Raw genomic sequence first — 25,871 nt, forward strand, 5'->3', positions numbered from 1 at the left:
GCCTAAACCGGCCGGCAGCGTGCCGAGGACGCGTCAGGCCGAGAGGACGCCGGTCCCGAGCAGGACGAAGATGATGAGGCCGAGGACGATCCGGTAGATCACGAACGGCAGGAAGCTCCGCTTCGAGATGTAGTTCATGAAGAACTTGATGACGACGAGGGCGACGAAGAACGCGACGACCGTGGCGACGAGGGTTTCCAGCGGGCCGTAGATCTCGGGCGTACAGTTCGTGGCGCCATCGACGCAGGGCGATGCGACCGACTTGTAGACCTGGTAGAAGCCGCTGCCGAGAACGGCGGGGATGGCTAGCAGGAACGCGTACCGCGCTGCTGCGGCCCGCTCGTAGCCGAGGAACAGTCCCGCGGTGATGGTGCCGCCGGAGCGGGACACCCCCGGGATGAGTGCGAGTGCCTGCGCGAAACCGAAGATGATGCCGTCGCGGTAGCCGAGGTTCTGGAGTTTGAGGTTTTTGCGGCCCACCCAGTCGGCGAGCCCGAGCAGGAGGCCGAAACCGATGAGCATCGAGGCAGTGAACCAGAGCGACCGGAACGTGGTCTCGATCTGGTCCTGGAAGAGAAGCCCGAGGATGACGATCGGCAGCGAGCCGATGATGATCAGCCAGCCCATCATGGCATCGGGGTCGTTGCGCGGGACCTTGCCGGCGAGGGAACGGAACCAGGCACGGATGATGCGGACGATGTCACCCCAGAACAGGATGATGACGGCCAGTTCGGTGCCGATCTGGGTGATCGCCGTGAAGCGGGCGCCAGGGTCTTCGCCTGTGCCGAGGAACTCCCCGACGATGCGCAGGTGGGCGCTCGATGAGACCGGGAGGAACTCGGTCAGGCCCTGTACCAGGCCGAGGATGATCGCGTTGAGAAGGTCCACGGGTGTAGTCGATCCTGCCGTTTGGGTGTCAGTAGCTGCGGAGGAGGTCGGTGAGGACCTGCCTGCCAAAGACTAATGCGTCGAGCGGGACGCGTTCGTCGACGCCATGGAACATGGCCGGGAAGTCGAGGTCCTCCGGCAGCCGCAGCGGGGCGAAGCCGTACCCGGTGATGCCGAGGAGCGACAGCGCCTTGTTGTCCGTCCCTGCGGGCAGCAGGTAGGGCAGAACGTCTGCGCCGGGGTCGTGGTCGGCGAGGGTCGAGCAGATCGCGTCGATGAGCGGTCCGGAGAAGTCGTTCTCCAGGCCGACGTCACGGTGGAGGATCTCAATCTCGATGTCTGGGCCGATGAGTTCCTGGACGGCCGCGAGGACGGCATCCTCTTCGCCGGGGAGGGAGCGAATGTCGACGAGAGCCTCTGCCATGTCCGGGATGACGTTGTGCTTGTATCCGGCGGTGAGGACGGTCGGGTTCGTCGTTGTCCGGAGCGAGGCCTGGATGAAACCGGATGCGGTGCCGGTCGCGAGGGCGAGTTCGTCAGGGCCGAGCGTCTGCGGCTCGACGCCGAGGATGCGGGCGACCTCCCCGAGGAGGGCTGTCGTGGTCGCGGTGAGCCGGATCGGCCAGTCCTGCCGACCGATGATCGCGACAGCCTCCGCGAGTCTGGTGACGGCGTTCTCTCGGACGACACGGGAACCGTGTGCCGCAGGGCCCCGCGCGATGAGTTTCACCCAGAGGAGCGCCTTCTCGCCTGTCTGCACGAGATACGCCCGTTTGCCGTCGATCGAGATCGAGTAGCCGCCGACCTCGCTGATCGCCTCCGTCGCTCCGTCGAAGAGTTCAGGGTGGTTCTCGACGAGGTAGTGCGAGCCGTACACACCGCCGTTCTCCTCGTCGGCGAAGAAGGCCAGGATCAGGTCGCGGGCCGGCCGCTCCCCCGTGCGGAGCAGCTCGGCGACGGCCGTGAGGATCATGGCGTCCATGTTCTTCATGTCGACGGCGCCGCGGCCCCACAGCATCCCGTCGCGGATCTCCCCGCCGAACGGGTCGACGCTCCAGTTGGCGGCGTCAGCGGGGACGACGTCGAGGTGGCCGTGCACGACGAGGGCGCCCTTGCTGCTGTCGCGGCCTTCGACCCGGGCGATCACGCTCGTACGGCCGGGCTCTGAGTCGAACAGCTGCGGTTCCAGGCCGAGGTCGCGCAGGTATGAGGCCACGTATTCGGCTGCGGCGGTCTCGCCTTTCGAGCGTCCCTCGCCGTAATTCGTGGTGTCGATGCGGATGAGGTCGCGCGCCACACGCACGGTCTCATCGAGGGTGGCGTCGGTCTCTGGAGGGGTCGCGTCTGCGGAAAGCATGCTCACCACGCTACCGTCCCGTCCGTTTGTGTGAGGTGGAAAACAGCGTCCGAAAATCGTGCTAAAGTCTTACCTCGGCAGCAGAAATATTGGCTGCTGGAACACATGCGCGGGTGGCGGAAATGGCAGACGCGCTAGCTTGAGGTGCTAGTGCCCTTACGGGCGTGGGGGTTCAAGTCCCCCTTCGCGCACACTGTGTTGAGACAGTAGAAGAGCCGGACCAGAAATGGTCCGGCTCTTCGCTGTTAAGCCGGGTCAGCCGGCGAATGCGCCATCGTGGGCGGATCGCCCACGATGGTCAGCGCCTGCCGCTCATCCGTTTCCGCAGCCATTCGATCCTGGACTGCAGTTGGGTGACACTGGCCTGCTGCACGGCCGGCCCTCCACACATCCGGCGGAGCTCTGCGTGGACCAGGCCGTGCGGCTCGCCGGTCGTCTTCGCATACAGCCCGACGAGGCTGTTGAGGAGGCTGCGCTGTTCCTTGAGAGTTCGGTACAGCGGCGGAGGGACGTCGGCGTCCGGGGCGACCGGCGGCTGCGGCTTCGTCGATGACCGCTTCGCCTGCCGAGCCTGCCGCTGCTTGAGGAGTTCGTGCACCTGGTCGGGCTCGAGCAGCCCTGGCAGCCCGATGAAGTCGAGTTCCTCGTCCGTCCCCGGTTCGGCGTACTGACCGAACTCGTCGCCGTCGTAGACGACGCGGTCGAAGGTGGCCGTCGAGGACATCGCCTCGTAGGCGAACTCCCCCAGAAGCGATTCTGAGGCCTTCGACTCGCGATTGGCCTCCGCGACCATGGCGTCCTCGGGGTTCCACATGTCCCCTTCGCCCTCGCCGTCGCTCTTCCGGTCGAGCGCGTGGTCCCGCTCCAACTCGAGCTGGGTGGCCAAAGCCATCAGGCTGGGAACGTTCGGCAGGAAGACAGAAGCCGTCTCACCCCGACGCCGTGCCCGCACGAACCTGCCGATGGCCTGGGCGAAGAACAGCGGGGTCGACGCGCTCGTGGCGTAGACGCCGACGGCGAGCCTTGGTACGTCGACTCCCTCACTCACCATTCTGACGGCGACCATCCACCGGCTGTCCCCCGCGGAGAATTCGTCGATCCTGTCGCTGGACTCCTTCTCGTCGGAGAGAACCACTGTCGGGCTCTCTCCGGTGATGTCCTTGAGGATCGCGGCGTACGCCCGCGCGGCGGTCTGGTCGGTCGCGATGACGAGACCACCGGCATCCGGGATGCCGTGCCTGACCTCGCTGAGGCGCCTGTCGGCGGCCTGCAGCACCTGAGGGATCCACTCCCCCTTCGGGTCGAGGGCGGTGCGCCAGGCCTGTGAGGTGATGTCCTTCGTGTTGCCCTCGCCAAGGCGGGCTTCCATCTCGTCGCCGGCCTTGGTCTTCCACCGCATGTGCCCGGCGTAGACCATGAACATGACCGGACGGACGACGCCGTCGGCCAGGGCGCGACCGTAGCCGTAGTTGTAGTCGGTGAGCGAGGTGCGAATACCCTGCTTGTCCGGGAGGTAGGACACGAACGGGATCGGCGCCGTGTCCGACCGGAACGGGGTCCCCGTGAGGGACAGTCGGCGGGTGGCGGATTCGAAGGCCTCGCGGATCGCGTCACCCCAGCTGAGGGCATCCCCTCCGTGGTGCACTTCGTCCAGGATCACGAGGGTCTTCGACGACTCAGTGATGTCCCGGTGCAGCGCGGCGCGGACAGCTACCTGCGCATAGGTGACGACAACGCCGTGGTAGTGCCGGCCGTACCGCCCTGCGGCGTTCGTGAAGGTGGGGTCCAGGCGGATGCCAGCCCGGTGTGCAGCGTCCGCCCACTGCTTCTTGAGGTGTTCGGTGGGGGCGACGACGGTGATCCTGTCGACCGTGCGGCGTGCCAGCAGTTCCGCGGCGAGTCGCAGAGCGAACGTCGTCTTTCCTGCCCCTGGTGTCGCTGCGGCGAGGAAGTCGCGAGGCTCGGTCGTGAAGTAGGACTCGATCGCCTCTTCCTGCCAGGCGCGCAGTTTGGAAACGGTTCCCCATGCGGCCCGTTCAGGGAACGACGGCGAGAGGTGTTCGGCGGCGGAGGTACCGATCCGCGGGGTCGATGGGGCATCCACGCTCGCCCGCTCCCCCGAAAAGATCTCTGTACTCACTTGACGGTAATCTACCCGAGGTCATCAGGTGTCCCAAACGCAGGGGGTGCCCTGGCGTGGCGGCCGGGGGTAGGCTCGCCCGGATGGAAGGAAAGTCGTGAACGACAACACACATCACCTGAACAGCCACAGCCCGATCGACGAATTCGAAGCTCATCGGCGCCCCCACCCGTGGTCACGATACGTCGCGCTCGGGGACTCATTCACCGAAGGCATCGGTGACCCCGAACCGAGCCTGCCGGACGGTCACAGGGGCTGGGCCGATCGAGTGGCCGAGGTCCTCGCCCGGGATGTCGACGACTTCGCCTATGCAAACCTCGCGGTACGTGGCAGGCTGATCGCCCAGATCGTCGCCGAACAGGTCGAACCGGCCCTCGAACTCCGCCCGGACCTGATCTCCATCTCGGCGGGAGGCAACGACGTCATCCGCCCGGGGACGGACCCGGACGTCACGGCGGCGCGCATGGAGGATGCCATCGCCAGGCTCAGCAGGGACCGCGCCACTATCGTGTTGTTCACCGGTGTCGACGTCGGATTCTCCCCGGTGTTCAGAGGGATCCGCGGGAAGGTGGCCATCTACAACGAGAACCTCCGAGCCATCGCGGCCAAGTACGACTGCATCGTCGCCGACCTGTGGTCGTTGACCGACGTCCAGGACAGCCGCATGTGGTCTGCTGACCGCCTGCACTTCAACCCGCTCGGGCATCACACGGTCGCGAGAATGATGCTCAAGGCGCTCGCCGTCACGAACGACCTGGAGCCGCTCAAGCCCGAACCGGTGCCGTTGTCGACCTGGCGTCAGGCCAGGGCGTCCGACCTGGTCTGGGCGAGGGAATACCTCGTGCCCTGGGTGGTCCGTCGCATCCGTCACCAGTCCTCTGGCGATTTCATCACGGCCAAGCGGCCCCTGGCCGAGCGCTACACGCGCGTCGAGGACTGAGCCGACCGGCCGAAGATCAACCGAACGGGTGGGCGAGCTTCCAGCCGGCGTCGGCTCCGACGAGTTCGTCTTCCAGTTCGAGCGGAACGACGATGCTCTCTCCGTCGTGCTCGAATGTCACGGTTCCCACATCGAGTCCGTCTTCGCCGAATTCGAGGGCGGATGCTTCTGGCGTCACGGTGACCGGCGTGTCCTGCCAGACCAGGACGCTCGCCGCCTCGGCGGCAACGATGTCGGTGCTCGCGCCCCACGGCGTCGTGTAGCTGCCGAAGGCGTCGCCCGGCGCGACGAGTTGCACGTCATGGAATCCGCTCGTCGTGCTCGCGATCAGCGCGGTGATCGCCTCGTTCAGCTGGCGGTGGTTGGGCGCCCCGAGGATCACTCCGACGAGGGTGACCGTGTTGTCGCCGACCGTGGCTTCTGCGGCGAAGAGAAGGCAGGCTCCTGCGACCCGGGTGGTTCCCGTCTTCAGGCCGATCACTCCGTTGCTGCCGAGGAGCTTGTTGGTGTTCTTCACCTCACCGATGACGGGAAGCACCGCTGACTGCTCCTGCACGACCTCGGACAGGACCGGGTGAGCGAGGGCGAGCTTGCCGATCGCCACAAGATCGGCCGGTGTCGACGTGCTGTTCCGGCTGAGCCCGCTGGAATCGGCGAGGCTCGTTCCTGCGAGGTCGTGTTCGGTGAGCCAGGCCTTCGCCGCATCGAGGAATTCAGGCATCGACCCGTAGGCCCAGTTGGCCAGCGTGATGCTGTAGTTGTTCGCCGACGGAAGCATCATCGCCTCGAGAAGTTGCCGCTCAGTGAACACCGAGCCGGCCACGACCGGTGCGGCCGAGCCGCCCTCGGCGATGACCTCCGAGTAGATGCGGGTGTCATCGCTCGTCAGGGTGAGCTCGGGTCCGTTCTCGCCGGCTTTCAGCGGCATCCTGTCGAGGACGACGAGGGCGGTCACCGTCTTGGTGATACTCGCCATCGGTGTGGGCTCCTGCACGCCATGGTCGCCGAGGACGCCGTCGATGCCGACGGCTCCGATCGCGCCGTTGCCGAATCCGGGCCAGGCCAGAGCGGTTGCCTGCTGGCTGATCGGGGCGGCGGGCGGGAGCTCGGCAGCGTTCGCCGGGATGGGGCGAAGCAGGGCGACCGAGGTGTAGCCGAGTACGAGAAGGACGATGGCGAGGATTCCGAAGACAGTCACACGTCGGCGTCGGTACACCCGCCTGCGGTCGGAAACGCGGGAGTCTGGCACCGGACAATCCTAACCGCGGCCGGGGGGCAGGCCGTGACGGCGCGGCGTCCAGGTCAGGCGCGGGTGCCAGCGGGCCGTGGTCGCACCGCCCAGAGGGCGACGGCACTGGCGGATGCCACGTTCAGTGAGTCGACTCCGTGGAGCATCGGGATCATCACGGTCGAGTCAGCGGCCTCGAGGGCCTGCCTCGAGAGGCCGTCCCCTTCCGCCCCGAGGGTCAGGGCGATCCGCTCCGGGGGCTCTGCGGCGAATTCGTCGAGTGAGACGGCGCGGTCGTCCAGGGCGAGGGCTGCGACATGGAAGCCGGCTGCGTCGAGGATCCTGCGCGCCTCAGGCCACTCCGGCATCCGGGTCCACGGCACCTGCAGGACGGTTCCCATGCTGACCCGGACGCTGCGTCGGTAGAGCGGGTCTGCGCATCGCGGCGTGATGAGCACGGCGTCGGCGCCGAGTCCCGCGACCGAACGGAAGATCGCGCCAACATTGGTGTGGTCGACGATGTCCTCGAGGATGACGACACGCGTCGCCCCGGCGATCAGCCGTTCCATCGACGGGAGTTCGGGCCGGTGCATGGCCGCGAGGGCGCCGCGGTGCATGTGATACCCGGTGAGGGATTCGAGGACGTCGGAGGATCCGACGTAGACCGGCAGGTCCGGGAACTGTTCGACGAGGGGCGCGACGTCGTCCAGCCATTGCTCCTGCAGGAGCAGCGAGCGGGGTACGTGCCCTGCGGCGATCGCCCGGGCGATCACCTTGTGAGACTCGGCGATGTACAGGCCACCTGCCGGTTCGGTGACCCGGCGGAGGGCGACGTCCGTGAGTCGCGCGTAGTCGGTGAGGCCATCGATGCTGAGGTCGGTGATGGGGACGATCTGCACGGGATTCCTTCGTCTGGGGTGGCGTAGTCTCTGAGGGAAGACCCGGCGACGGGCTGTGGCGAAACAATTCCGACATGTGGGTTGTTTACCATCGTGACAGTCGCGGGTTTCGGAGGCTACATGACCATGATCACCGGATCGACGCCTGAGGTGGACGAACGCGGGCTCGATGCAGCCTACGCGGTCCTCTCCGGTGGCACGTTCGCCGTGCTCACCGGCGCAGGGGTGAGCACCGACTCGGGGATCCCCGACTACCGGGGTGCAGGCGCCCCGAAGCGGACACCGATGACGGTGTCTCAGTTCCTCCTCAACGACGCGTCACGCAAACGCTACTGGGCAGGAAGCCACCTCGGCTGGGCCATGTTCGACGCCGCCAGGCCCAACGCCGGCCACCGGATGCTGGCGACGCTGGAGGGTGCCGGCCTCGTCAACGGTGTCGTCACCCAGAACGTCGACGGGCTGCACGTGCGCGCCGGGTCGCGCCGCGTGGTTGACCTGCACGGCTCGATGGATCGTGTCCACTGCCTGGACTGTGGCCAGACCTTCGCCCGGTCGAGCATCGCATCACGGATCGACCGCGAGAACCCGTGGCTGTCGAAGCCGGATGCGGTGACCCTGAACCCCGACGGAGACGCCGAGATCAGTCAGGTCGACGACTTCATCGCGCCGGTGTGCTCCGTCTGCGGAGGTCCGCTCAAGCCGGACGTCGTGTTCTTCGGCGAGTTCGTTCCCTCTGACAAGTTCTCCGAGGCCAGGGACCTGGTTGCGACAGCGGACGCCCTCGTCATCGCCGGGTCGTCCCTCGTCGTCAACTCGGGCATCCGTCTTCTCGAGCACGCCAGGCGCAACAAGCTGCCGATCGTGATCATCAACCGGGGTGAGACCAAGGGCGATTCGCGGGCGACCGTGAAACTGGACGCAGGGGCGTCAGAGACCCTCGCCGCCCTTGCGGAGCGTCTGCTCGGCTGAGCCCGTCACAACCGGGCGAGAATGTCCGCCTCGATCTCGGGTGCCAGCCCGACGACCGGCCGGTCTGCCCGCTGAGGCGCCACTCCCCCGATGCTGCTGAGCCAGGACCAGGTGTCCGAGACGGTGTCGGTGATCGGCCGGCAGAGGAGTCCGGCGGCGATCGCCTTCGAGACATCCGCTCCGTGCATCGTGTCGTGAGCGTCGCCGGGCGGCAGCCACGCGGGAAGGTCCATCCACGGCTCAGCACCCGCTGCGGCCAGGACAGTCGGGTCGGCCCAGCGCAACGTGGCAGATGACCCGGTCGCGTCGATGCAGGCCTGGAGCAGATCGCCCATCGTGGCGAAACCGACGGGGCTGACGACGTTGAACGGTCCGCCGAGGCCGCGTTCGGCGGCGGAGAGCCCCCACGCGGCGAGGTCCCGGGCGTCGATGAACTGGATCCCTGCCCCGGGCTCGCCCGGAGCGACGACGTCTCCGCCGCGGGCGATCCGGCCCAGCCACCATGGCAGTCGGCCGATGTCCTCGTGCGGTCCGAGGATCAGGCCGGCACGCGCGAGCAGTGCCCGGTCGCCGAATGCCTCGATGACGGCGGCTTCCGCCCCTGCCTTGGCCCTTGCGTAGTCGTCGAACCCGGTGTCAGACGATGTCGACTCGACGACGGGAGCCCGCTCGTCGGATCCGGCCGGCGTCGGGTAGCTGTACACGGACCGGCTGGAGATGTAGAGGTAGGTGTCGGCGCGGGCGGCGAGAAACGCGGCCGAGTCCCTGACGGCCACCGGCGCCCACGACCAGGTGTCCGCCACGACATCCCAGCGGCGGTCGCCGATGGCGGTCAGTCCCGCCTGTGTCGTGCGATCGCCGGTCAGCGCCGTCACTCCGTCGACGGGCTCGCGGGTGCCCCGGTTCAGGGTGGTCACGTTCCAGCCCCGTGCCAGGCCCTCGTCCACGAGCGCGCGCCCCACGAAACCACTGCCACCGAGAATGAGAAGGTCCATGCGTCCCATCACAGCGGATGCCGTCGTCGCGTGTACAGCGACTTCTCCGGGAGCTTAATCCGCGCGCGGGGATCCCGTTCGGGCGCGCCGGTCGGCGGTCGCCCGCCAGACCTGCCCGATCACGTCGTCGAGTTGCGCGACCGACTCCCGCCAGCTGTCCGGGGCGACGCTGGAGGCATCCTCGGTGTGCAGGGTGACGACGGGCTGGTCCGCGACGCTGTCGCTGAGGAGATTCCGCTGCTGGGCACGCGAGACCCCGACGATCACGTCGGCCGAGCGCATCATCCAGCCCCGGGTGAACCGGAACCGCCACGGCCACCTCGTCACCCGTTTCAGGAGACCTGAACCCTCAGGCAGGTGAGGGATGCCTCCGCCCGCGATGAGACCGAACCGGCGCCCGAGGCCGGCCCAGCCGGGTGCTGGCGTGAAGACGACGTCGGCGCCGATGGAGTTGAGCCGCCGGCCGGTGAGCAGTTCTGCCGGGCTGTACGGCGATGGCAGGAGCTCCCACGGAAGTGCAGGGAGCAGGTCGAGCGCCGTCGACGGGCCGACGAGAAGAACGAATGAGTGTCGTTCGGCGAGGGCGTGGACGATCCCCTGCGTCATCCGGCTGAGCTGGTCCTCAGGGTCGTTCGTCACCCACCGGCAGTCGACGAGGAGCTTCATCCTGTCGGCTCCTCGGCGAGGAAGTCGCGGATCAGCCCTGCAGCCTGCTCGGGAACCTCGTAGTGGATGAGATGCCCGACGCCCGGAAGGATCTCGAGCGTGGCATCCGGAAAACGTCGCACCAGTCTGTGCTGCGCTTCGACCGGTGTGATGTCGTCCTGGTCGGCGGCGATGAGCAGGGTGTGGTCGATGATGTCAGCGGCGAATTCACTGACGTCGTTCCCGACGGACGCTCTGAAGGCCTCGAGTACGACAGCCCTGTTGTCGAACGCGCTGAAGTAGAGGTCGTGCTGGTTGTGGATCCAGCGGCGCAGGTCCTTGTCCTTCGTCTTCGCCATGGTCACGCTCATCACCCGCACGATGGCACGATTGCGCAGCAGCGCGAAACCGAGCGGTTCGGGCAGCCAGGCGCCCATCCGGTAGTAGAAGACCGCGAGCCTGGTGAGGATGCCGCGAGGGCCGGCGAGGGCGGGCGCGGCGATCGGATTGACGAGGATCACCCGGGGCGCGCGCAGCGGTGTCGTCGCGAGGGCGGCCGACACGACGATCGAGCCGAACGAGTGACCCAGGATCACCGGAGGTTTCGGGAGGTCGACGGCCTCGACGAACTGGTTCAGCCATCCGGCGTACCCGTCGATGTCGTGTGTGACGCCGAGCGGTTCGGATTCGCCGAAGCCGGGAAGGTCGGGGCTGAGGATGTGGAAACCGTCGAGGTGGGCCACGACCGGTTCGAGTCCATGATGGTCGCCGCGAAATCCGTGCACCATGACGACCGTCGGGCCGTCGGATTGGGTGCCGTATTCCCAGTAGCTCGTGAGGCTTCCACCGGTGCGGACGGACCGTCGGGTGACGTGGATGCGATCGAGTCGCGAGGAGTATGGAGAACGGGGTGTCATGGGGAATTCCAGTTTAGGCTTTTCGCTCACCCGAACCGAACGATGCTCCCCATAGACTCGGAGCCACATCGCGAGGACCCACACCTCGCGCCCCCGAGACGGAATCGGAATCTCGTGACTTTCACCGCGCCCATCCAACTCCCAGGCCTCGCCCGAGACCCCCTGTGGTATCGGAGAGCGATCTTCTATGAGGTCATGGTCCGGTCGTATGTGGACAGCAACGGCGACGGCGCCGGAGACCTGCAGGGTCTGACGTCCAGGCTCGACTACCTCCAGTGGCTCGGCGTCGACGCTCTATGGCTGCCCCCGTTCTTCACGTCACCGCTGCGTGACGGTGGCTACGACGTCGCCGACTACCGGTCGATCCTCCCCGAGTTCGGGACGATCGACGAGTTCAAGGACCTCGTGACGAAGGCGCACGAGCGGAACATGCGCATCATCATCGACCTTCCGATCAACCACACCTCCGACCAGCACGAGTGGTTCCAGGAATCGCGGGAGAACCCGGACGGCCCGTACGGCGACTTCTACGTGTGGAGCGACACCGACGAGAGGTGGCCGGACATCCGGATCATCTTCACCGACACGGAGGATTCCAACTGGGCGTTCGACCCGGTTCGGCGCCAGTTCTTCTTCCACCGGTTCTTCTCGCACCAGCCCGACCTCAACTTCGAGAACCCGGCCGTCCACGACGCCATGTTCGACATCATCCGGTTCTGGCTCGACATGGGTGTCGACGGTTTCCGGCTGGATGCGATCCCCTACCTCTACGAGTCGGACGAGGGCAACGGTGAGGGCGAGCCGAAGACGCACGCCTACATCAAGAAACTCCGTGCCATGGTCGACCTCGAGTATCCGGGCCGGGTGATGATCGCCGAGGCGAACCAGTGGCCGAGGGAGGTCGCGGCCTTTTTCGGGACCGACGAGGAACCGGAGTGTCACATGGCGTTCGATTTCCCGGTGATGCCCAGGATCTTCTACTCCCTCCGCTCGCAGCAGGCCGAGGAACTCGTCCGGGTGCTGTCCGAGACCACCGACGTGCCCGAATGGGCCGGCTGGGCCGTGTTCCTCCGCAACCATGACGAGCTCACGCTCGAGATGGTCAGCGAGGAGTACCGCCAGGCCATGTACGGCTGGTACGCCTACGACCCTCGGATGCGCGCCAATATCGGCATCCGCCGCCGTCTCGCTCCCCTGCTCGACAACTCGAGGGCCGAGCTGGAACTCGCCCACGCGTTGCTGTTCTCCCTCCCGGGCAGCCCGTTCATCTATTACGGCGACGAGATCGGGATGGGTGACAACATCTGGCTGGCCGACCGTGATGCCTCCAGGACGCCGATGCAGTGGACCCCAGACCGGAACGCCGGCTTCTCGTCGGCCGACCCGGGCAAGCTCTACCTGCCCGTCATCCAGTCCCTCGTCTACAACTACACGCTCGTCAACGTCGAATCGCAACTGGCGCAGTCCAGGTCGCTCCTGCACTGGGTGCGCAACGTCATCCACGTGCGCAAGGGGCACCCGGCATTCGGGCTCGGCAGCGTCGAGGTCCTGACGAGCGACCACGAGTCCGTGCTCAGTTTCATCAGGAGTTACAAGGGCACCGGCGGCCACGTGGGCGGGCACATCGGAGACGAGAAGGAAGACATCCTCTGCGTCTTCAGCTTCTCGCATCACCCGATCGCGACGACGATCGTAGCTCCTGACCTGGCGGGATGCCGCCTGTTCGACCTGTTCGGCGGTGGGGAATTCCCGCCGTTCGATGAAAACGGAAAGGTGACCCTCACCATCGCTACACAGAGTTTTTACTGGCTGCACGTCGCCCATCCGGACGACTCACCGTTCTCGCAGCGGCGTCACTCGTGAGCGAGGACGTGTCGGTGGTCCGCCCTAACGTGGGCTCCGTGCAGATAACAGCCGTAACTCCGTGGTCAGAGTCCCTCGCCGTCTTCGACCTCGAGACGACGGGAATCGACGTCATCACGAGCCGGATCGTCAGCGCGAATGTGAGCCTGCTCGATGCCGGCGGAGACGTCGTCCGACGGAGCGACTGGCTCGCAGATCCGGGCATCGCGATTCCGGAGCAGGCGACAGCCGTGCACGGCATCACCACTGAGCGTGCCAGAGCCGAGGGACGGCCTGCCCCGCTCGTCGTCGCCGAGATCGTCGCCGAGCTGCGCACCTACTTCGACGCAGGCATCCCGGTCGTCATCTACAACGCGCCGTACGACCTATCGCTCCTCTTCCACGAGTCCCTCAGGCACCATGTCTCGCCGCTCGTCGAACCGACCCCGGTCATCGACCCGCTGGTCATCGACAAGGCCGTCGACCGCTACCGCAAGGGCAAACGGACGCTCGAAGCCGCAGCGCTCCACTACGGGGTGGACCTCACCGATGCGCACGACGCAGGTGCGGATGCGATCGCGGCCGGTCGTGTCGCCCAGGCGATCGCGCGGGCCCATTCGCGTGCCCTCGCTGTCGATGCCATCGAGTTGCACCGCCTGCAGCAGGGCTGGTGCCAGGACCAGGCCGACAGCTTCCAGGACTACATGCGGCGCACGCGCGACGCCACCTTCGTGGCGTCGACCGGGTGGCCGGTGCGCTGAACGCTCCACGCCCCGTCAGCGCCCTACTCACCTGTTCCGGACCTACTCACCCGGCGTACCTGGTGAGTAGGTCCGGAACGCGTGACAACGTGCGCTGACCCGCCCGCAACGACAAAGACCCGCAACCGAAAGGCTGCGGGTCTTTGTTGAGGTTCGGGGTTTAGGCGCCGAAGCCCTTGAAGCGCTGGTTGAACTTCTCGACACGGCCGGCCGAGTCCATGATGCGCTGCTTGCCCGTGTAGAACGGGTGCGACTCCGAGGAGATCTCAACGTCGATGACGGGGTAGACGGTGCCGTCTTCCCACTCCATGGTCTTCGAGCTGGTCACCGTGGAGCGCGTGAGGAACGTAGCGCCCGAAGCGAGGTCGCGGAAAACAACCGCGTTGTATTCGGGGTGGATGTCAGTCTTCATGAGGACTTCCTTGTGAGTCGTGGGGTGTGTTTCAGTCTCGCCTGCACGGACGGTGCGGTAAGAAAGCGTGCGGCCCATCGGGGCCAGCTACCTACTTTATCAGATGACAGCGGTTATTCGGCACGCGCGCTGTAGCGGCCGTCGCGCTCGGTGAGTTCGATCGGAAGACCGAAGGTCGCGGTCAGCGTGTCGCTGGTCAGGGCCTCGGTGATGGGGCCCGCTGCAACGACCTTGCCGTCTGCGAGAAGGAGCGCATGGGTGAAGCCTGCGGGGATCTCCTCGACGTGGTGGGTGACCATGACGATCGCGGGCGACTCCTCCGAGCGGGCGTAGCCGCTGAGCAGAGTGACGAGTTCTTCCCTTGCGCCGAGGTCGAGGCTGGCTGCAGGCTCATCGAGCAGGAGCAGTTCGGGGTCGGTCATCACGGCCCTGGCGATCTGTACCCGCTTCTGCTCCCCGTCGCTCAGCGTTCCGAAGCGGCGTTCGGCGAGGTCCTCGAGGTGCCATTCGGCGAGGACACGGCGGGCGCGCTTCTCGTCGATGTCTTCGTAATCCTCGTTCCACCTGCCGGTGACCGAGTACGCGGCCGTCATGACCACGTTGAGCACCGTCTCCTCGAACGGCACACGGCGCGCCATCGCGGTCGACGCGATACCGATCCGCGGACGGAGCTCGAAGACATCGACTTTTCCGAGTTCTGTGTCGAGGATCCCGACCGAACCGCTGGTCGGATGCATGAGGGTCGACGACAGCTGGAGGATCGTGGTCTTCCCGGCCCCGTTCGGACCAAGCACCACCCACCGCTGGTCGTCTTCGACCGTCCACGACACGGAATCCACGATCGCACGGCCATTGCGCACGACCGATACGTCACTCAACTGCAAAACGCTCGACATGGTTCTAGCCTATCCGTCCGAGTCGGCCGGCCGTGTCGTGCCTCGCCCGTCAGCGGGCGAGAACGGACCGGTACAGGTCGATGGTTTCGCGACCGATCCTCGACCAGCTGAACTCGCGTTCGGCGCGGTCCCTGCCCGCGGCTCCCATCGCCCTGGCGGCATCCGGATCGGAGACCACCTCGGTGAGTGCTGCGGCCAGGTCGGCGACGAAACGGTCGGGGTCGACAGGTGTTCCCGTGCCGTCCGTGACCTGCTCGATCGGCACGAGCCGGCCGGTGACACCGTCATCGACGACCTCGGGGATGCCGCCGGTCGCGGTCCCGACGACGGCAGCGCCACAGGCCATCGCCTCGAGGTTGACGATGCCCAGCGGCTCGTAGACGGACGGGCAGACGAACGTCGTCGCCGCGGTGAGGACAGCACAGAGTTCGTGGCGTGGCAGCAGCCTGTCGATCCAGACGACACCCGAGCGTTCCTTCTGGAGCTCACGGACACCGGCTTCGACCTCCGCCATGATCTCGGGCGTGTCAGGTGCGCCGGCACACAGGACGAGCTGCACGTCCTTCGGCAGCAGCGAGGCTGCACGCAGGAGGTACGGCAAGCCCTTCTGCCTCGTGATCCTGCCGACGAAGACCACGCTCGGGCGGTCGGGATCGATGCCGAGGGTACGCAGGAGGTCGTCGTCCTGCACCGGCTGCCAGGCGGAGAGGTCGATCCCGTTGTAGATGGTGTGCACGCGCGACTCGTCGAGTGCCGGATAGCTGCGGAGGATGTCACGCCGCATGCCGTTGCTCACGGCGATCACGGCATCGGCGGCTTCGAACGCCGTCTTCTCGATCCAGCTGGAGACGCGGTACCCGCCACCGAGCTGTTCGGCCTTCCACGGGCGCAGCGGCTCGAGGCTGTGGGCGGAGACGATGTGCGGGATGCCGTGAAGCAGCTTCGCGAGGTGGCCTGCGCCGTTCGCGTACCAGGTGTGCGAGTGCACGAGGTCGGCACCTTCGGCGTCCTGTGCCATCAGCAAATCGGTGCCGAGCGTCGTCAACGCTCCGTTCGCGCGGGCGAGTTCCTCGGGGACCCGATACGCGTACGTGTCCGCCTCGCCACGATCGGCGCCGAAGCAGCGAACGGTGACGTCGATCTCCCCCCGCATCGCCGACACGAGTTCCGCGACGTGCACGCCGGCTCCGCCGTAAATCTCTGGTGGGTATTCCCGGGTAAGAAGATCAACTCGCATGACACGAACGCTAGTACAGGTATGGGGTTGCCCCTAGTGTTGTGGCATGGTCGCATCGAAGAAGATCTTTGGCATTGTCCTCGCCGGCGGGGAAGGAAAACGACTCATGCCGTTGACGGCGGACCGGGCAAAACCCGCGGTTCCGTTCGCCGGGCAGTACCGGCTCATCGACTTCGCGTTGTCCAACCTGATCAACTCGGGTCTGACCCAGATCGTCGTGCTGACGCAGTACAAGTCGCACAGCCTCGACCGCCACGTGTCCCAGACCTGGCGCCTGTCCGGACTGCTGAACTCGTATATCGCCTCCGTGCCGGCACAACAGCGGCTCGGGAAACGCTGGTTCTCCGGTTCCGCTGACGCGATCCTTCAGAGCCTCAACCTGATCCGCGACGAGAAGCCCGACATCGTCGTCGTCGTCGGCGCTGACCACGTCTACCGGATGGACTTCCGCGAGATGCTCCAGGCCCACATCGACTCCGGCCGCGGCGCAACGGTCGCAGCGATCCGGCAGCCGATCGAGCTGAGCGACCAGTTCGGCGTCATCGAACTCGACAAGGATGATCCGACGAAGATCGCCGAGTTCCTCGAGAAGCCGATCAACGCGGTCGGCCTCGCCGACGCCCCCCACGAGGTCCTCGCTTCGATGGGAAATTACATCTTCAACACGGATGCCCTCATCGACGCAGTCACCCGCGACGGCGAGCTGACGGATTCCAACCACGACATGGGCGGCGACATCGTTCCCGACTTCGTTCGCAGGGGCGACGCCGGCGTCTACGACCTCAAACGCAACGACGTCCCCGGCTCGACGGATCGTGACCGCTACTACTGGCGCGACGTCGGAACGATCGACTCGTTCTTCGACGCGCACCAGGACCTCATCTCCACCCTGCCGATCTTCAACCTGTACAACAGCGAATGGCCGATCTTCAGCCAGCAGCTCAACTCTCCCCCTGCGAAGTTCGTCCGTGACGCCAAGGGGAACCTCGGTACGACGATCGACTCGATCGTTTCGCTCGGTTCGCTGATCTCCGGAGCGCACATCGAACGCAGCGTCCTCGGCGCCTGGTCGAAGATCGAGTCGGGCGCCCAGGTCGTCGACTCGGTGCTTTTCGACCGGGTGGTCGTCGGACCGGATGCCACAGTGAGGCGCGCGATCCTCGACAAGGACGTCGTCGTCGAAGACGGTGCCTCGATCGGCGTCGACCACGACCGTGACAGGGCCCGCGGGTTCACCGTCACCGACTCCGGCCTGACCGTCGTCGGCAAGGGAGTCCGCGTTCCCCGATGAGCTCCACGCATTCGCCGGCGCCCGATGGGCCGGCCCGGTTCCTCGTCGTGCTCGACGCGGATTCCACCCTCATCGAGAACGAAGTCATCGAACTGCTGGCCGAAGAGGCCGGCTCCCTCGCACTCGTCGCAGACGTGACCGAACGCGCGATGCGGGGCCAGCTGGACTTCGCCGAGAGCCTCCGGGAACGCGTGGCCACCCTCGCCGGGCTTTCGGAGACGGTCTTCGCGACCGTGTCCGGCCGGATCCGGCCCACCAGGGGCGTCCATGAGCTCATCGCAGGCGTTCAGGCTGCCGGTGGACGGATCGGCGTCGTGTCCGGCGGCTTCCACGAGCTCCTCGACCCGCTCGGCGCCGAACTCGGCCTCGACTCCTGGCGTGCCAACCGCCTCGACGTGTCGGACGGCCGCCTGACCGGCTCCGTGAGCGGCCCGATCATCGACGCCCAGGCGAAGGCATCCGCCCTGCTGGAATGGGCGGCGGATGCCGGAATCCCGGCGGAGCGGACCGTCGCGGTCGGCGACGGAGCCAACGACCTCCTCATGATGGAGGCCGCTGGACTCAGTGTCGCGTTCAACGCCAAGCCGGCCGTTCGCGAGCGGGCAGACGTGGCCTGCGACCGCGTCGACCTCTCGGACATCCTGCCGCTGCTCGGCCTCAGGGGCTGACTCAGGCGGACACGGCCTGACTCAGCTGCACCGAGAGCCAGCCGGCGTCAGTGCCCCATGCCGAGGCCGCCGTCGACGGGGATCACGGCGCCGGAGATGTACCCGGCATCGTCGCCTGCGAGCCACGTGACGGCCTTCGCCACCTCAGCAGGCGTCGCGAACCGGCCGGCAGGGATGCTCTTCTTGTATTCGGCCTGCGTCGCCTCCGGAAGCTCGGCGGTCATGTCGGTCTCGATGAACCCGGGCGCGACGACGTTGGCGGTGATCCCCCTGGCTCCGAGTTCGCGCGTGATCGACCTGGCCATGCCCACGAGGCCTGCCTTCGACGCGGCGTAGTTGACCTGACCGGGGCCACCGTAGAGTCCGACGACACTGGAGATGAGGATGACGCGGCCGAATCGGGCCTTGAGCATTCCCTTCGAGGCCCGTTTCACCACGCGGAACGAGCCGCCCAGGTTGGTGTTCACGACGCTGTCGAAGTCGTCCTCGCTCATCCGCATGAGGAGCATGTCCTTCGTGATGCCCGCGTTGGCGACGACGACCTCGACCGGACCGAGCTTCTGCTCGATCTCGGTGAACGCGGCGTCGATGGATGCTGCATCCGTCACGTCTGCCCTGACGGTGAGCGTTCCGGCAGGGCCCTCCCCTGAGCGCGCGGTGACGGCCACCCTGTGCCCGAGCGAGACGAACTCCTCAGCGATGGCGAAGCCGATCCCCCGGTTTCCTCCTGTGACGAGTACGGTGCGCGGGGTGATCTCAGAGTGGGGCATGTCGGCCTTCCGGTGTGGGGGGAATTCCCAGCAGGCAGCAGCGCTGAACACGCTGGGCGACCCGGCCGGGGGGACGAAACAAGCGTAGTCTTGACGTGAATGAAACAGCCATCCATTACCTCACTGCCGCAGTCGCCTGACGCCGAGCGACGGGCGCGAATGCTCAAGTACTCGATTGCCATGAGCATCCGTCTGGCGTGCCTGATCGCGATGCTCTTCGCCCAGGGCTGGTGGCTGTTCGTCTTCGCAGCAGGTGCCATCTGCCTGCCGTACATCGCGGTCGTTCTCGCCAATGTCGGCGCCCCGCGTGCGGACATGACCGTGCAGCGCCCAGGTGGCGTCGTCGTGATCCCTGAGCGGCCCGTTTCGCGTGAGGATTCAGAGGGCGAACCGGACCAGCGAGCCTCATGATCGGACTCTTCCAGGATCCGGAGCAGCTCACCTGTTCACGGGCCGGCTGCACAGCTGCGGCCGGATGGCGTATCGAGTGGCGCAACCCGAAGATCCACACCGAGGACCGCGTCAAGGTGTGGCTGGCCTGCGACGACCACAGGGACTACCTCGGTGAGTTCCTCGCCGCGCGGGAGTTCCCCGTCCGCACCGTTGCGCTGAGTCCGGGGGCGGCCGAATGAAGAACTGGAGATTCGCGTTCAGCCGTCGCTGGTTCGGTTACCTTGCGGTCGCGGTCGTCTTCGCCGTCGTGTGTGTGCTTCTCTCGAACTGGCAGCTTTCCCGGCTCGAAGAGAAACGCGTCGAGAACTCCCGGGTGATCGAGAACTACGACTCCTCCCCCGTCCCCCTCGCCGAGGTGCTCCCTGACAGGGAGAGCTGGAGCGACGGCGACACCTGGACGCCCGTGCTGATGACCGGCAGTTACCTCGAGGACGAACAGGTCCTCGTGCGGAACCGGCCGCGCAACGGTCAGCCGGGATTCGAGGTCCTCACGCCGCTGAAGCTCACCGACGGCTCCGTGTTCGTCGTCGACCGCGGCTGGCTGCCGACGGGTAACGCCCAGGACCTGCCCGATGTCATCCCGTCCCCTCCGACCGGTGAGGTGACCGTGACGGCGCGCCTGAAGCCCGGCGAACCCGCCCTGCAGGGACGCAGCGCCGCCGACGGACAGATCGCCACCGTCGAGCTCGCCCAGTTCGCCGACCGGATCGACGCCCCTGTCTACACCGAGGCGTACGGGCTGCTGGACTCAGAGGATCCGGCCCCGGCCGACGCGAGGCCGGTCGCCGCGTTCAAGCCGGAACTGGACGAGGGCTCCCACCTGTCCTACGCCTTCCAGTGGCTGGTCTTCGGGCTTCTCGGCTTCGCGTTCCTCGCCTACGCGGTCCGCGAAGAGTACAGGCACCTCAACGCGGATGACCCCGCCGAACAGGCGAGGGCGGCAGAGCGGGAGCGAAAGCGTGCCGCCAGGCGGTCCGACTCGGATGTCGAGGACGACATCCTCGACGCGTCGGTCCGTTAGGCGAGCTCGATCAGTTCGAGGTAGTCCTTGTTCCAGTGGTCCTCGACGCCGTCGGGCAGGATGAGGACCCGCTCCGGGTTGAGAGCCTGAACGGCACCCTCGTCGTGGCTGACCAGGACGACAGCGCCTGTGAAATGCGCGAGGGCGTCGAGGATCTCTGCGCGGCTGGCGGGGTCGAGGTTGTTCGTGGGCTCATCGAGGAGCAGGACGTTGGCGCCCGAGACGACGATCATGGCGAGGGCCAGCCGCGTCTTCTCCCCGCCGGACAGGACGCCTGCCGGCTTGTGGGAGTCGTCTCCGGTGAACAGGAACGATCCGAGGACCTTCCTGGCCTCCGTCTCGGTGATGTTCGGCGAACTCGACACCATGTTCTCGAGGACACTGCGCTTCACGTCGAGGGTCTCGTGCTCCTGTGCGAAGTAGCCGATCCGGAGGCCGTGGCCGGGTTCGACCTGTCCGGTGTCCGGCTTGTCGACGCCGGCGAGGATGCGGAGCAGGGTCGTCTTCCCGGCTCCGTTGAGCCCGAGGACGACGACCTTGGAACCGCGATCGATGGCGAGGTCGACAGCGGTGAAGATCTCGAGCGACCCGTAGCTCCGCGAGAGGTTCGACGCCATCAGCGGTGTCCGCCCACACGGTGCGGGGTCGGGGAAACGCAGCTTGGCGACCCGTTCGACGGCTCGCACATCGTCGAGGCCGGAGAGCATCTTCTCGGCACGCGCGACCATCTGGTGGGCCGAAGCGGCCTTCGAGGCCTTGGCGCCGAACTTCGCAGCCTGGAGCTGCAGTGACGTGGCCTTCTTCTCGACGTTGACGCGTTCCTTCTTGCGACGCTCCTCGTCGGCCTCACGCTGGCGCTGGTAGTTCTTCCAGTTCATGTTGTACACGTCGATGACCTGGCGGTTGCCGTCGAGGTAGAACACCTTGTTGACGGTTTCGCCGACGAGCTCGACATCGTGGGTGATGACGATGAATCCGCCGGTGTACGTCTTGAGGAACTCGCGGAGCCAGGTCACCGAGTCGGCGTCGAGGTGGTTCGTGGGCTCATCGAGGATCATCGTGCGTGCGTCCGAGAACAGGATCCTGGCCAGCTCGATCCGTCGGCGCTGACCGCCGGACAGGGTCTTCAGCTGCTGGTCGAGGATCCGGTCTGGCAGGTTCAGGTTGCTGGCGATCGACGCGGCCTCAGCCTCGGCGGCATAGCCACCGAGCATCTGGAAACGTTCCTCGAGGTTGCCGTACTTCTTCATGGCGGCTTCGCTCGTCGCGACATCCGTCGACGCCATGCCCATCGTGGCTTCCTGCATCCCGAGGACGAGGCTGCCGAGGCCGCGGGCGTTGAGGATGCGAGTCCTCGCGAGTTCGTCCGGGTCGCCCGAGCGGGGGTCCTGGGGCAGGTAGCCGAGTTCGCCTGACCGCTCGACCTTGCCTGCTGAGGGGAGCAGCTCACCGGCGAGAACCTTGGTCAGCGTCGTCTTGCCTGCGCCGTTGCGGCCGACGAGGCCGATCTTGTCGCCGTCGGTCACCCGGAAGTTGACCTCGTCCATGAGAACTCGTGCCCCGACGCGAATTTCGAGATCGTGCACACTCAGCAAAACAAAGTCCAATTCCTGGGGGCGCGCCAAAACGGCGCTCAAAACAACGGGGTCAACCTGACAGTCTACGTTGTCGGCGGCTGGGAGCCTGCCGGTGCGGCGTCAGGGCTGTGCCGGTGGGCCAGGAGGGATGCGTGCGATCCGCCTGATCGCTTCCTCGAGAAGTTCCGGTGAACAGGCGATGTTCATGCGGGCGCACCGTGCGCCCGGGTCACCGAAGCCCGGACCGGGGCTGAGGGCGACGCGCGCCTCACTGAGGATGCGAGCTGCCGGGTCGTCGCCCCAGCCCCTGCCGGTGAAATCGAGCCACGCGAGATAGCTCGACTCCGGGCGTCGCCAGGTCACCTCAGGCAGGTGTTCACGCAGCAGCCGGTCGAGGAGTTCGATGTTGGAGGCGAGAGCGGCGAGCACGCCGTCGAGCCAGTCCTGGCCATCCGTGTACGCGGCGGCGCTGGCGAGCATCCCGAACTGCCCCGTGCGCCAGGTCACCTCGAACGGCATCCCATCGAGCACGGCTGCCGGGCCTTCGCCGTCCGCAACCATGACGGCACACTTGAGCCCGGCGATGTTCCAGGCTTTGCTCGCAGAGTGGACCGCGAAGCCGTGGGAGCGGGCGGTGTCCGACACGCTGAGGTATGGCGTGAATGTCGCATCCGGCTGCGTGAGCGGAGCGTGGATCTCGTCGCTGATGACGGTGACGTCGTGGGCGGCGGCCAGATCGGCGAGGCGGGCGAGCTCGGTGCGGGAGTGCGGGTGGCCCAGCGGATTGTGCGGGTTGCACAGCACGAACGCCCTGGCGCCTGACACGAACGCGGACTCCAGGGCGGCGAAATCGAGGCGGTAGCCCTCACCGCTGTCGACGAGCGGGACGGTGAGGACGGATGCGCCCGCCTCGGTCACGAGGTCGAAGAACGGCGGATAGACCGGTGGCGTGATGATGACAGGGTCGCCCGGTTTCGTCACACGGCGGAGGATCTCGACGATGCCCATGCTCACGTCGGCCGTTGAGAGCAGCGTGGCCGAGAACAGGTCCCAGTCCCAGCGCCGCTTCGCGTAGCCGCTGAACGCCGCGGGCAGCGTGTTCCTCGACGCGACGTAGCCCGCGTCGCCACGGTCGATGGCCTCGTGGAGGGCGCGACGGATCGGCTCGGCCAGCGGGTAGTCCATCTCGGCGACGAACATCGGCAAGACGTCGTCCGGGTGTTCCGCCCACTTCTCGCTCGTGCGAGAACGGAGGACGTCGATCGGGTCGGCCTGGACGCTGGTCATCCTCCGACGATAGCGGCTGGGGCCGGCTCAGATGGAGAAGCCGAGTGCCCGCATCATGTCGCGACCGTCGTCGGTGATCTTCTCGGGACCCCACGGCGGCATCCAGACCCAGTTGATCCTGAACGCCTCGACGACGCCGTCGAGCGCCTGCGCCGTCTGCTCCTCGAGGACGTCGGTGAGCGGGCACCCGGCGGAGGTCAGGGTCATGTGGATGATGAGGGCGTCGTTCTCGTCATCCCATCCGAGGTCGTAGATGAGCCCGAGGTCGACGACGTTGATGCCGAGCTCGGGGTCCATGACGTCCTTGAGGGCTTCTTCGACTTCGTCGAAGCGCTGCGGGCTCAGTGTGGTCACCATGATCTGATTTTACGCCGTCGTCGCTTCGTCGGCGAGGAACCGGTCGTATCCCTCGTCCTCGAGACGGTCGGCCAGCTCAGGGCCGCCCTGCTCCGCGATGCGCCCGTCGACGAAGACGTGCACGAAGTCCGGCTTGATGTAGCGGAGGATGCGCGTGTAGTGGGTGATCAGCAGCACACCGAGGTGGGTGTTCTCCTTGGCCCGGTTCACGCCCTCGGAGACGATCTTCAGGGCGTCGACGTCGAGGCCGGAGTCGGTCTCGTCGAGGACAGCGAAGGTCGGCCTGAGCAGCTCGAGCTGGAGGATCTCGTGGCGCTTCTTCTCTCCACCGGAGAAGCCCTCGTTGACGTTGCGCTCGGCGAACGTCGAGTCCATCCGAAGGTTCTTCATGGAGCTCTTGACGTCCTTGATCCAGTGACGGATGGGGGGCGCTTCGCCGTCGATCGCGGTCTTCGCGGTGCGGAGGAAGTTCGTCACCGTGACGCCGGGGATCTCGACCGGGTACTGCATGGCGAGGAAGAGGCCGGCGCGAGCGCGCTCGTCCACGGTCATCGCGAGGACGTCCTGGCCGTCGAGGGTGATCGATCCAGAGTCGACCTTGTACTTCGGGTGACCGGCGATCGTGTACGCAAGGGTGGACTTGCCCGAACCGTTCGGGCCCATGATCGCGTGGGTCTCACCCTTGTTGATGGTGAGGTCGACGCCGCGCAGGATGGGCTTCTGTCCCTGGTCGGTCTCGACGCTGACGTGCAGGTCGCGGATTTCAAGTACAGCCATGAGCTAGATCTCTTTCGTTACGGTCGGGTCGATGTAGATGTCTCCGTCGGTCACTTCCACGTGGAAGACCGGGACGGGTTCGTATGCGGGCAGCGACAGCGGCTTGCCCGTGAGCAGGGAGAACTGGGAACCGTGCGCCCAGCATTCGAGGGTGTCGCCCTCGACGAAACCTTCGGCCAGGGAGATGTCCCCGTGCGTGCAGGTGTCGCCGATGGCGTGCACGTCGCCGCTGCCGTCGAGGACAAGGGCGATCGGAGTGCCGCCGACGACGACGCGTTTCGCCTCGTTCACCTTCAGGTCGCTGAGGGCGCAGACACGTTCCGCCACGGTCACCTGCCGTCCGTCGACAGGCTGGTTCCGTTCAATTCTTCCTCGATGGCGATCTCGAGGCGCTCCTGCAGTTCGGTGTCACCGATCTGCTGGACGATCTCGGTGAGGAACCCGCGCACGACGAGGCGGCGTGCCTCGTCCTCTCGGATGCCGCGAGCCTGCAGGTAGAACAGCTGCTCGTCGTCGAAACGGCCGGTGGCACTGGCGTGGCCGGCGCCGGCGATGTCGCCGGTCTCGATCTCGAGGTTGGGTACGGAGTCGGCCCGTGTGCCATCCGTGAGCACGAGGTTGCGGTTCTGCTCGTAGCTGTCCGTTCCCGTCGCGCTCTGGCGGATGAGGACGTCGCCGATCCACACGGTACGTGCCCCTTCGCCCTGCAGTGCACCCTTGTAGGTGACGCGGCTGCGGGTGTGCGGTGCGTCGTGGTCGACGTAGACCTGCTGCTCGAGGTGCTGGCCGGCGTCGGCGAAGTACAGTCCGAGCGCTTCGACCTCTCCCCCCTGCGCGTTGAGGTGCGTGGACGGGTTCACCCGGACGACGTTTCCGCCGAGGGTCACGACGACGTGCTTGATGCGAGCGTCCCGACCGACCGTTGTGAAGTGCGAGGCCAGGTGTACGGCGTCGTCGTCCCACTGCTGCACAGTGACGACGGTGAGGTTGGCACCGTCTCCGACGATGATCTCGACGTTCTCGGTCAGGCGCGCCTGTCCGGTGTTTGCGAGGATGACAAGGCCGGTGCTGAACGCCTTCGCTTCGATGAGAACGTGCGCGGCGCGGGCACCACGACCGAGTCCGGAGCGCGCGACGCGCACCGTCTTCGACTCTTCACCTGAGACGGTGATCGCGAGGGCACGCTCGAACCGGCTCCACGCGTTGGCCGACGCGCGCTCCTCGGGTGTTCCGGCGCTGCCGATCCGCTTGTCGCCGCGGTCGACCCAGGAGACGTCGACTCCGTCGACGGCCGTGGCGGCGAACTCATACTCGCCGCCGTCGAGCGGACCGTCGATGAGATCGGCCACACGGTCGATCGGCGTGAGCTTCCAAACCGCTTCACGACCGGTGACTGCCGGGAAATCTTCGACTGCCGTCGATGCGAAGCGTTCGGAACGGGTCTGGATCGGGACGAGTCCCCATCCACCGTCGGTGTGCTTTTTGTAGCCCAGTTGCCCGGTGTTCTCGAGCTTCGTGGTGGTTGCTTCCGGCGGGGAGATCGT

Annotated in this window: 27 protein-coding genes and 1 tRNA gene; 10 read left to right on the forward strand and 18 right to left on the reverse strand. The window is 66.5% G+C overall.

The genetic code is table 11. From position 1 onward, the window contains the following. Positions 1–33: 33 nt before the first annotated feature. Together AC1M0F_RS01385 and AC1M0F_RS01390 are read right to left on the reverse strand one after the other, a co-directional pair. On the reverse strand, positions 34–888 hold the full coding sequence (locus tag AC1M0F_RS01385; protein WP_480236419.1) for an undecaprenyl-diphosphate phosphatase: 855 nt from the start codon (positions 886–888) through the stop codon (positions 34–36). A 28-nt stretch (positions 889–916) separates the two neighbouring features. After that, on the reverse strand, positions 917–2,245 hold the full coding sequence (locus AC1M0F_RS01390) for a M20/M25/M40 family metallo-hydrolase (RefSeq protein ID WP_480236420.1): 1,329 nt from the start codon (positions 2,243–2,245) through the stop codon (positions 917–919). Positions 2,246–2,352: 107 nt separating this feature from the next. Here AC1M0F_RS01390 and AC1M0F_RS01395 point away from each other — a divergent pair. Then, positions 2,353–2,436: transfer RNA gene (locus tag AC1M0F_RS01395), tRNA-Leu, on the forward strand. Between the two features lie 107 nt (positions 2,437–2,543). Here the strand turns inward: AC1M0F_RS01395 and AC1M0F_RS01400 are convergent. Then, on the reverse strand, positions 2,544–4,385 hold the full coding sequence (locus AC1M0F_RS01400) for a DEAD/DEAH box helicase (RefSeq protein WP_480236421.1): 1,842 nt from the start codon (positions 4,383–4,385) through the stop codon (positions 2,544–2,546). Positions 4,386–4,503: 118 nt separating this feature from the next. On the opposite strand from AC1M0F_RS01400, the gene AC1M0F_RS01405 reads away from it, so the two are divergent. After that, complete coding sequence (locus AC1M0F_RS01405; protein WP_480237339.1) at positions 4,504–5,325, forward strand: SGNH/GDSL hydrolase family protein; 822 nt, start codon at positions 4,504–4,506, stop codon at positions 5,323–5,325. Between the two features lie 16 nt (positions 5,326–5,341). On the opposite strand, the gene AC1M0F_RS01410 is transcribed toward AC1M0F_RS01405, so the two are convergent. Both AC1M0F_RS01410 and AC1M0F_RS01415 read right to left on the reverse strand, forming a co-directional pair. Next, positions 5,342–6,574, reverse strand: coding sequence for a D-alanyl-D-alanine carboxypeptidase family protein (locus AC1M0F_RS01410; RefSeq protein ID WP_480236422.1), 1,233 nt, complete (start codon positions 6,572–6,574; stop codon positions 5,342–5,344). Between the two features lie 53 nt (positions 6,575–6,627). Beyond that, entirely contained in the window at positions 6,628–7,452 is an 825-nt protein-coding gene (locus AC1M0F_RS01415; protein ID WP_480236423.1) for a TrmH family RNA methyltransferase, read from the reverse strand. A 120-nt stretch (positions 7,453–7,572) separates the two neighbouring features. On the opposite strand from AC1M0F_RS01415, the gene AC1M0F_RS01420 reads away from it, so the two are divergent. Beyond that, the gene (locus tag AC1M0F_RS01420; protein ID WP_480236424.1) at positions 7,573–8,421 is read left to right on the forward strand and encodes a Sir2 family NAD-dependent protein deacetylase; all 849 of its coding nucleotides are present in this window, start codon (positions 7,573–7,575) and stop codon (positions 8,419–8,421) included. Between the two features lie 5 nt (positions 8,422–8,426). Here the strand turns inward: AC1M0F_RS01420 and AC1M0F_RS01425 are convergent, their stop codons facing one another. Genes AC1M0F_RS01425 through AC1M0F_RS01435 form a run of 3 tightly spaced genes read right to left on the reverse strand, consistent with a single transcriptional unit; the run spans position 8,427 to position 10,978 of the window. Continuing rightward, positions 8,427–9,416 (reverse strand): NAD-dependent epimerase/dehydratase family protein, encoded by a 990-nt coding sequence (locus tag AC1M0F_RS01425; protein ID WP_480236425.1) that lies wholly within the window; start codon positions 9,414–9,416, stop codon positions 8,427–8,429. A gap of 54 nt (positions 9,417–9,470) precedes the next feature. After that, positions 9,471–10,082 carry a hypothetical protein gene (locus AC1M0F_RS01430; RefSeq protein WP_480236426.1) on the reverse strand — a complete coding sequence of 204 codons (612 nt, stop codon included), beginning with the start codon at positions 10,080–10,082 and terminating at the stop codon, positions 9,471–9,473. Beyond that, on the reverse strand, positions 10,079–10,978 hold the full coding sequence (locus AC1M0F_RS01435) for an alpha/beta fold hydrolase (protein WP_480236427.1): 900 nt from the start codon (positions 10,976–10,978) through the stop codon (positions 10,079–10,081). The genes AC1M0F_RS01430 and AC1M0F_RS01435 overlap by 4 nt, the downstream gene beginning before the upstream one ends. A gap of 114 nt (positions 10,979–11,092) precedes the next feature. On the opposite strand from AC1M0F_RS01435, the gene treS reads away from it, so the two are divergent. Together treS and AC1M0F_RS01445 are read left to right on the forward strand one after the other, a co-directional pair. Then, positions 11,093–12,841 (forward strand): maltose alpha-D-glucosyltransferase, encoded by a 1,749-nt coding sequence (gene treS / locus AC1M0F_RS01440; RefSeq protein WP_480236428.1) that lies wholly within the window; start codon positions 11,093–11,095, stop codon positions 12,839–12,841. Between the two features lie 44 nt (positions 12,842–12,885). Continuing rightward, positions 12,886–13,581 (forward strand): exonuclease domain-containing protein, encoded by a 696-nt coding sequence (locus AC1M0F_RS01445; RefSeq protein WP_480237340.1) that lies wholly within the window; start codon positions 12,886–12,888, stop codon positions 13,579–13,581. Between the two features lie 160 nt (positions 13,582–13,741). Here AC1M0F_RS01445 and AC1M0F_RS01450 read toward each other — a convergent pair whose 3' ends face one another. From AC1M0F_RS01450 to glgA, 3 genes are all read right to left on the reverse strand, one after another. Further along, on the reverse strand, positions 13,742–13,993 hold the full coding sequence (locus AC1M0F_RS01450) for a type B 50S ribosomal protein L31 (RefSeq protein WP_480236429.1): 252 nt from the start codon (positions 13,991–13,993) through the stop codon (positions 13,742–13,744). 113 nt (positions 13,994–14,106) lie between these two features. Further along, on the reverse strand, positions 14,107–14,889 hold the full coding sequence (locus tag AC1M0F_RS01455; protein WP_480236430.1) for an ABC transporter ATP-binding protein: 783 nt from the start codon (positions 14,887–14,889) through the stop codon (positions 14,107–14,109). 49 nt (positions 14,890–14,938) lie between these two features. After that, the gene (gene glgA, locus AC1M0F_RS01460; protein ID WP_480236431.1) at positions 14,939–16,126 is read right to left on the reverse strand and encodes a glycogen synthase; all 1,188 of its coding nucleotides are present in this window, start codon (positions 16,124–16,126) and stop codon (positions 14,939–14,941) included. Positions 16,127–16,172: 46 nt separating this feature from the next. Here glgA and AC1M0F_RS01465 point away from each other — a divergent pair, with 46 nt between their 5' ends. Then, entirely contained in the window at positions 16,173–17,417 is a 1,245-nt protein-coding gene (locus tag AC1M0F_RS01465; RefSeq protein ID WP_480236432.1) for a glucose-1-phosphate adenylyltransferase, read from the forward strand. Further along, positions 17,414–18,085: a phosphoserine phosphatase SerB gene (serB, locus tag AC1M0F_RS01470; RefSeq protein ID WP_480236433.1), complete on the forward strand. Its 672-nt coding sequence runs from the start codon at positions 17,414–17,416 to the stop codon at positions 18,083–18,085. Before AC1M0F_RS01465 ends, serB begins: the two co-directional genes overlap by 4 nt. Before the next feature lie 47 nt (positions 18,086–18,132). Here the strand turns inward: serB and AC1M0F_RS01475 are convergent, their stop codons facing one another. After that, entirely contained in the window at positions 18,133–18,855 is a 723-nt protein-coding gene (locus AC1M0F_RS01475; RefSeq protein WP_480236434.1) for a beta-ketoacyl-ACP reductase, read from the reverse strand. Positions 18,856–18,954: 99 nt separating this feature from the next. Here AC1M0F_RS01475 and AC1M0F_RS01480 point away from each other — a divergent pair, with 99 nt between their 5' ends. From AC1M0F_RS01480 to AC1M0F_RS01490, 3 genes are read left to right on the forward strand one after another with little or no spacing between them, the layout of a single operon-like run. Then, positions 18,955–19,266: a DUF3099 domain-containing protein gene (locus tag AC1M0F_RS01480; RefSeq protein ID WP_480236435.1), complete on the forward strand. Its 312-nt coding sequence runs from the start codon at positions 18,955–18,957 to the stop codon at positions 19,264–19,266. Beyond that, positions 19,263–19,487, forward strand: coding sequence for a hypothetical protein (locus AC1M0F_RS01485; protein ID WP_480236436.1), 225 nt, complete (start codon positions 19,263–19,265; stop codon positions 19,485–19,487). Before AC1M0F_RS01480 ends, AC1M0F_RS01485 begins: the two co-directional genes overlap by 4 nt. After that, positions 19,484–20,329: an SURF1 family cytochrome oxidase biogenesis protein gene (locus AC1M0F_RS01490; RefSeq protein ID WP_480236437.1), complete on the forward strand. Its 846-nt coding sequence runs from the start codon at positions 19,484–19,486 to the stop codon at positions 20,327–20,329. Before AC1M0F_RS01485 ends, AC1M0F_RS01490 begins: the two co-directional genes overlap by 4 nt. On the opposite strand, the gene AC1M0F_RS01495 is transcribed toward AC1M0F_RS01490, so the two are convergent. The 6 genes from AC1M0F_RS01495 to sufD all read right to left on the reverse strand — a co-directional run bounded on the left by AC1M0F_RS01495 (position 20,326) and on the right by sufD (position 25,868). After that, positions 20,326–21,924, reverse strand: a complete 1,599-nt coding sequence (locus tag AC1M0F_RS01495; protein WP_480236438.1) for an ABC-F family ATP-binding cassette domain-containing protein — start codon at positions 21,922–21,924, stop codon at positions 20,326–20,328. The genes AC1M0F_RS01490 and AC1M0F_RS01495 overlap by 4 nt on opposite strands. Before the next feature lie 102 nt (positions 21,925–22,026). After that, positions 22,027–23,193 carry a MalY/PatB family protein gene (locus AC1M0F_RS01500; RefSeq protein WP_480236439.1) on the reverse strand — a complete coding sequence of 389 codons (1,167 nt, stop codon included), beginning with the start codon at positions 23,191–23,193 and terminating at the stop codon, positions 22,027–22,029. Between the two features lie 27 nt (positions 23,194–23,220). Continuing rightward, positions 23,221–23,550 carry a metal-sulfur cluster assembly factor gene (locus AC1M0F_RS01505; RefSeq protein ID WP_480236440.1) on the reverse strand — a complete coding sequence of 110 codons (330 nt, stop codon included), beginning with the start codon at positions 23,548–23,550 and terminating at the stop codon, positions 23,221–23,223. 9 nt (positions 23,551–23,559) lie between these two features. Then, the gene (sufC, locus tag AC1M0F_RS01510; RefSeq protein ID WP_480236441.1) at positions 23,560–24,327 is read right to left on the reverse strand and encodes a Fe-S cluster assembly ATPase SufC; all 768 of its coding nucleotides are present in this window, start codon (positions 24,325–24,327) and stop codon (positions 23,560–23,562) included. 3 nt (positions 24,328–24,330) lie between these two features. Then, the gene (locus tag AC1M0F_RS01515; protein ID WP_480237341.1) at positions 24,331–24,654 is read right to left on the reverse strand and encodes a non-heme iron oxygenase ferredoxin subunit; all 324 of its coding nucleotides are present in this window, start codon (positions 24,652–24,654) and stop codon (positions 24,331–24,333) included. Between the two features lie 2 nt (positions 24,655–24,656). Beyond that, on the reverse strand, positions 24,657–25,868 hold the full coding sequence (gene sufD, locus AC1M0F_RS01520) for a Fe-S cluster assembly protein SufD (RefSeq protein WP_480237342.1): 1,212 nt from the start codon (positions 25,866–25,868) through the stop codon (positions 24,657–24,659). Positions 25,869–25,871: the final 3 nt, after the last annotated feature.

The sequence above is a fragment of the Mycetocola sp. Y719 genome (assembly GCF_056713205.1).

Bases quoted from the DNA above. Each gene is read 5' to 3' on its own strand.
- AC1M0F_RS01390 (WP_480236420.1), bottom strand. From the start codon at position 2,245: ATGCTTTCCGCAGACGCGACCCCTCCAGAGACCGACGCCACCCTCGAT.
- AC1M0F_RS01420 (WP_480236424.1), top strand. From the start codon at position 7,573: ATGACCATGATCACCGGATCGACGCCTGAGGTGGACGAACGCGGGCTC.
- AC1M0F_RS01425 (WP_480236425.1), bottom strand. From the start codon at position 9,416: ATGGACCTTCTCATTCTCGGTGGCAGTGGTTTCGTGGGGCGCGCGCTC.
- AC1M0F_RS01430 (WP_480236426.1), bottom strand. From the start codon at position 10,082: ATGAAGCTCCTCGTCGACTGCCGGTGGGTGACGAACGACCCTGAGGAC.
- AC1M0F_RS01435 (WP_480236427.1), bottom strand. From the start codon at position 10,978: ATGACACCCCGTTCTCCATACTCCTCGCGACTCGATCGCATCCACGTC.
- AC1M0F_RS01450 (WP_480236429.1), bottom strand. From the start codon at position 13,993: ATGAAGACTGACATCCACCCCGAATACAACGCGGTTGTTTTCCGCGAC.
- AC1M0F_RS01455 (WP_480236430.1), bottom strand. From the start codon at position 14,889: ATGTCGAGCGTTTTGCAGTTGAGTGACGTATCGGTCGTGCGCAATGGC.
- glgA (WP_480236431.1), bottom strand. From the start codon at position 16,126: ATGCGAGTTGATCTTCTTACCCGGGAATACCCACCAGAGATTTACGGC.
- AC1M0F_RS01465 (WP_480236432.1), top strand. From the start codon at position 16,173: ATGGTCGCATCGAAGAAGATCTTTGGCATTGTCCTCGCCGGCGGGGAA.
- serB (WP_480236433.1), top strand. From the start codon at position 17,414: ATGAGCTCCACGCATTCGCCGGCGCCCGATGGGCCGGCCCGGTTCCTC.
- AC1M0F_RS01475 (WP_480236434.1), bottom strand. From the start codon at position 18,855: ATGCCCCACTCTGAGATCACCCCGCGCACCGTACTCGTCACAGGAGGA.
- AC1M0F_RS01480 (WP_480236435.1), top strand. From the start codon at position 18,955: ATGAAACAGCCATCCATTACCTCACTGCCGCAGTCGCCTGACGCCGAG.
- AC1M0F_RS01485 (WP_480236436.1), top strand. From the start codon at position 19,263: ATGATCGGACTCTTCCAGGATCCGGAGCAGCTCACCTGTTCACGGGCC.
- AC1M0F_RS01490 (WP_480236437.1), top strand. From the start codon at position 19,484: ATGAAGAACTGGAGATTCGCGTTCAGCCGTCGCTGGTTCGGTTACCTT.
- AC1M0F_RS01500 (WP_480236439.1), bottom strand. From the start codon at position 23,193: ATGACCAGCGTCCAGGCCGACCCGATCGACGTCCTCCGTTCTCGCACG.
- AC1M0F_RS01505 (WP_480236440.1), bottom strand. From the start codon at position 23,550: ATGGTGACCACACTGAGCCCGCAGCGCTTCGACGAAGTCGAAGAAGCC.
- sufC (WP_480236441.1), bottom strand. From the start codon at position 24,327: ATGGCTGTACTTGAAATCCGCGACCTGCACGTCAGCGTCGAGACCGAC.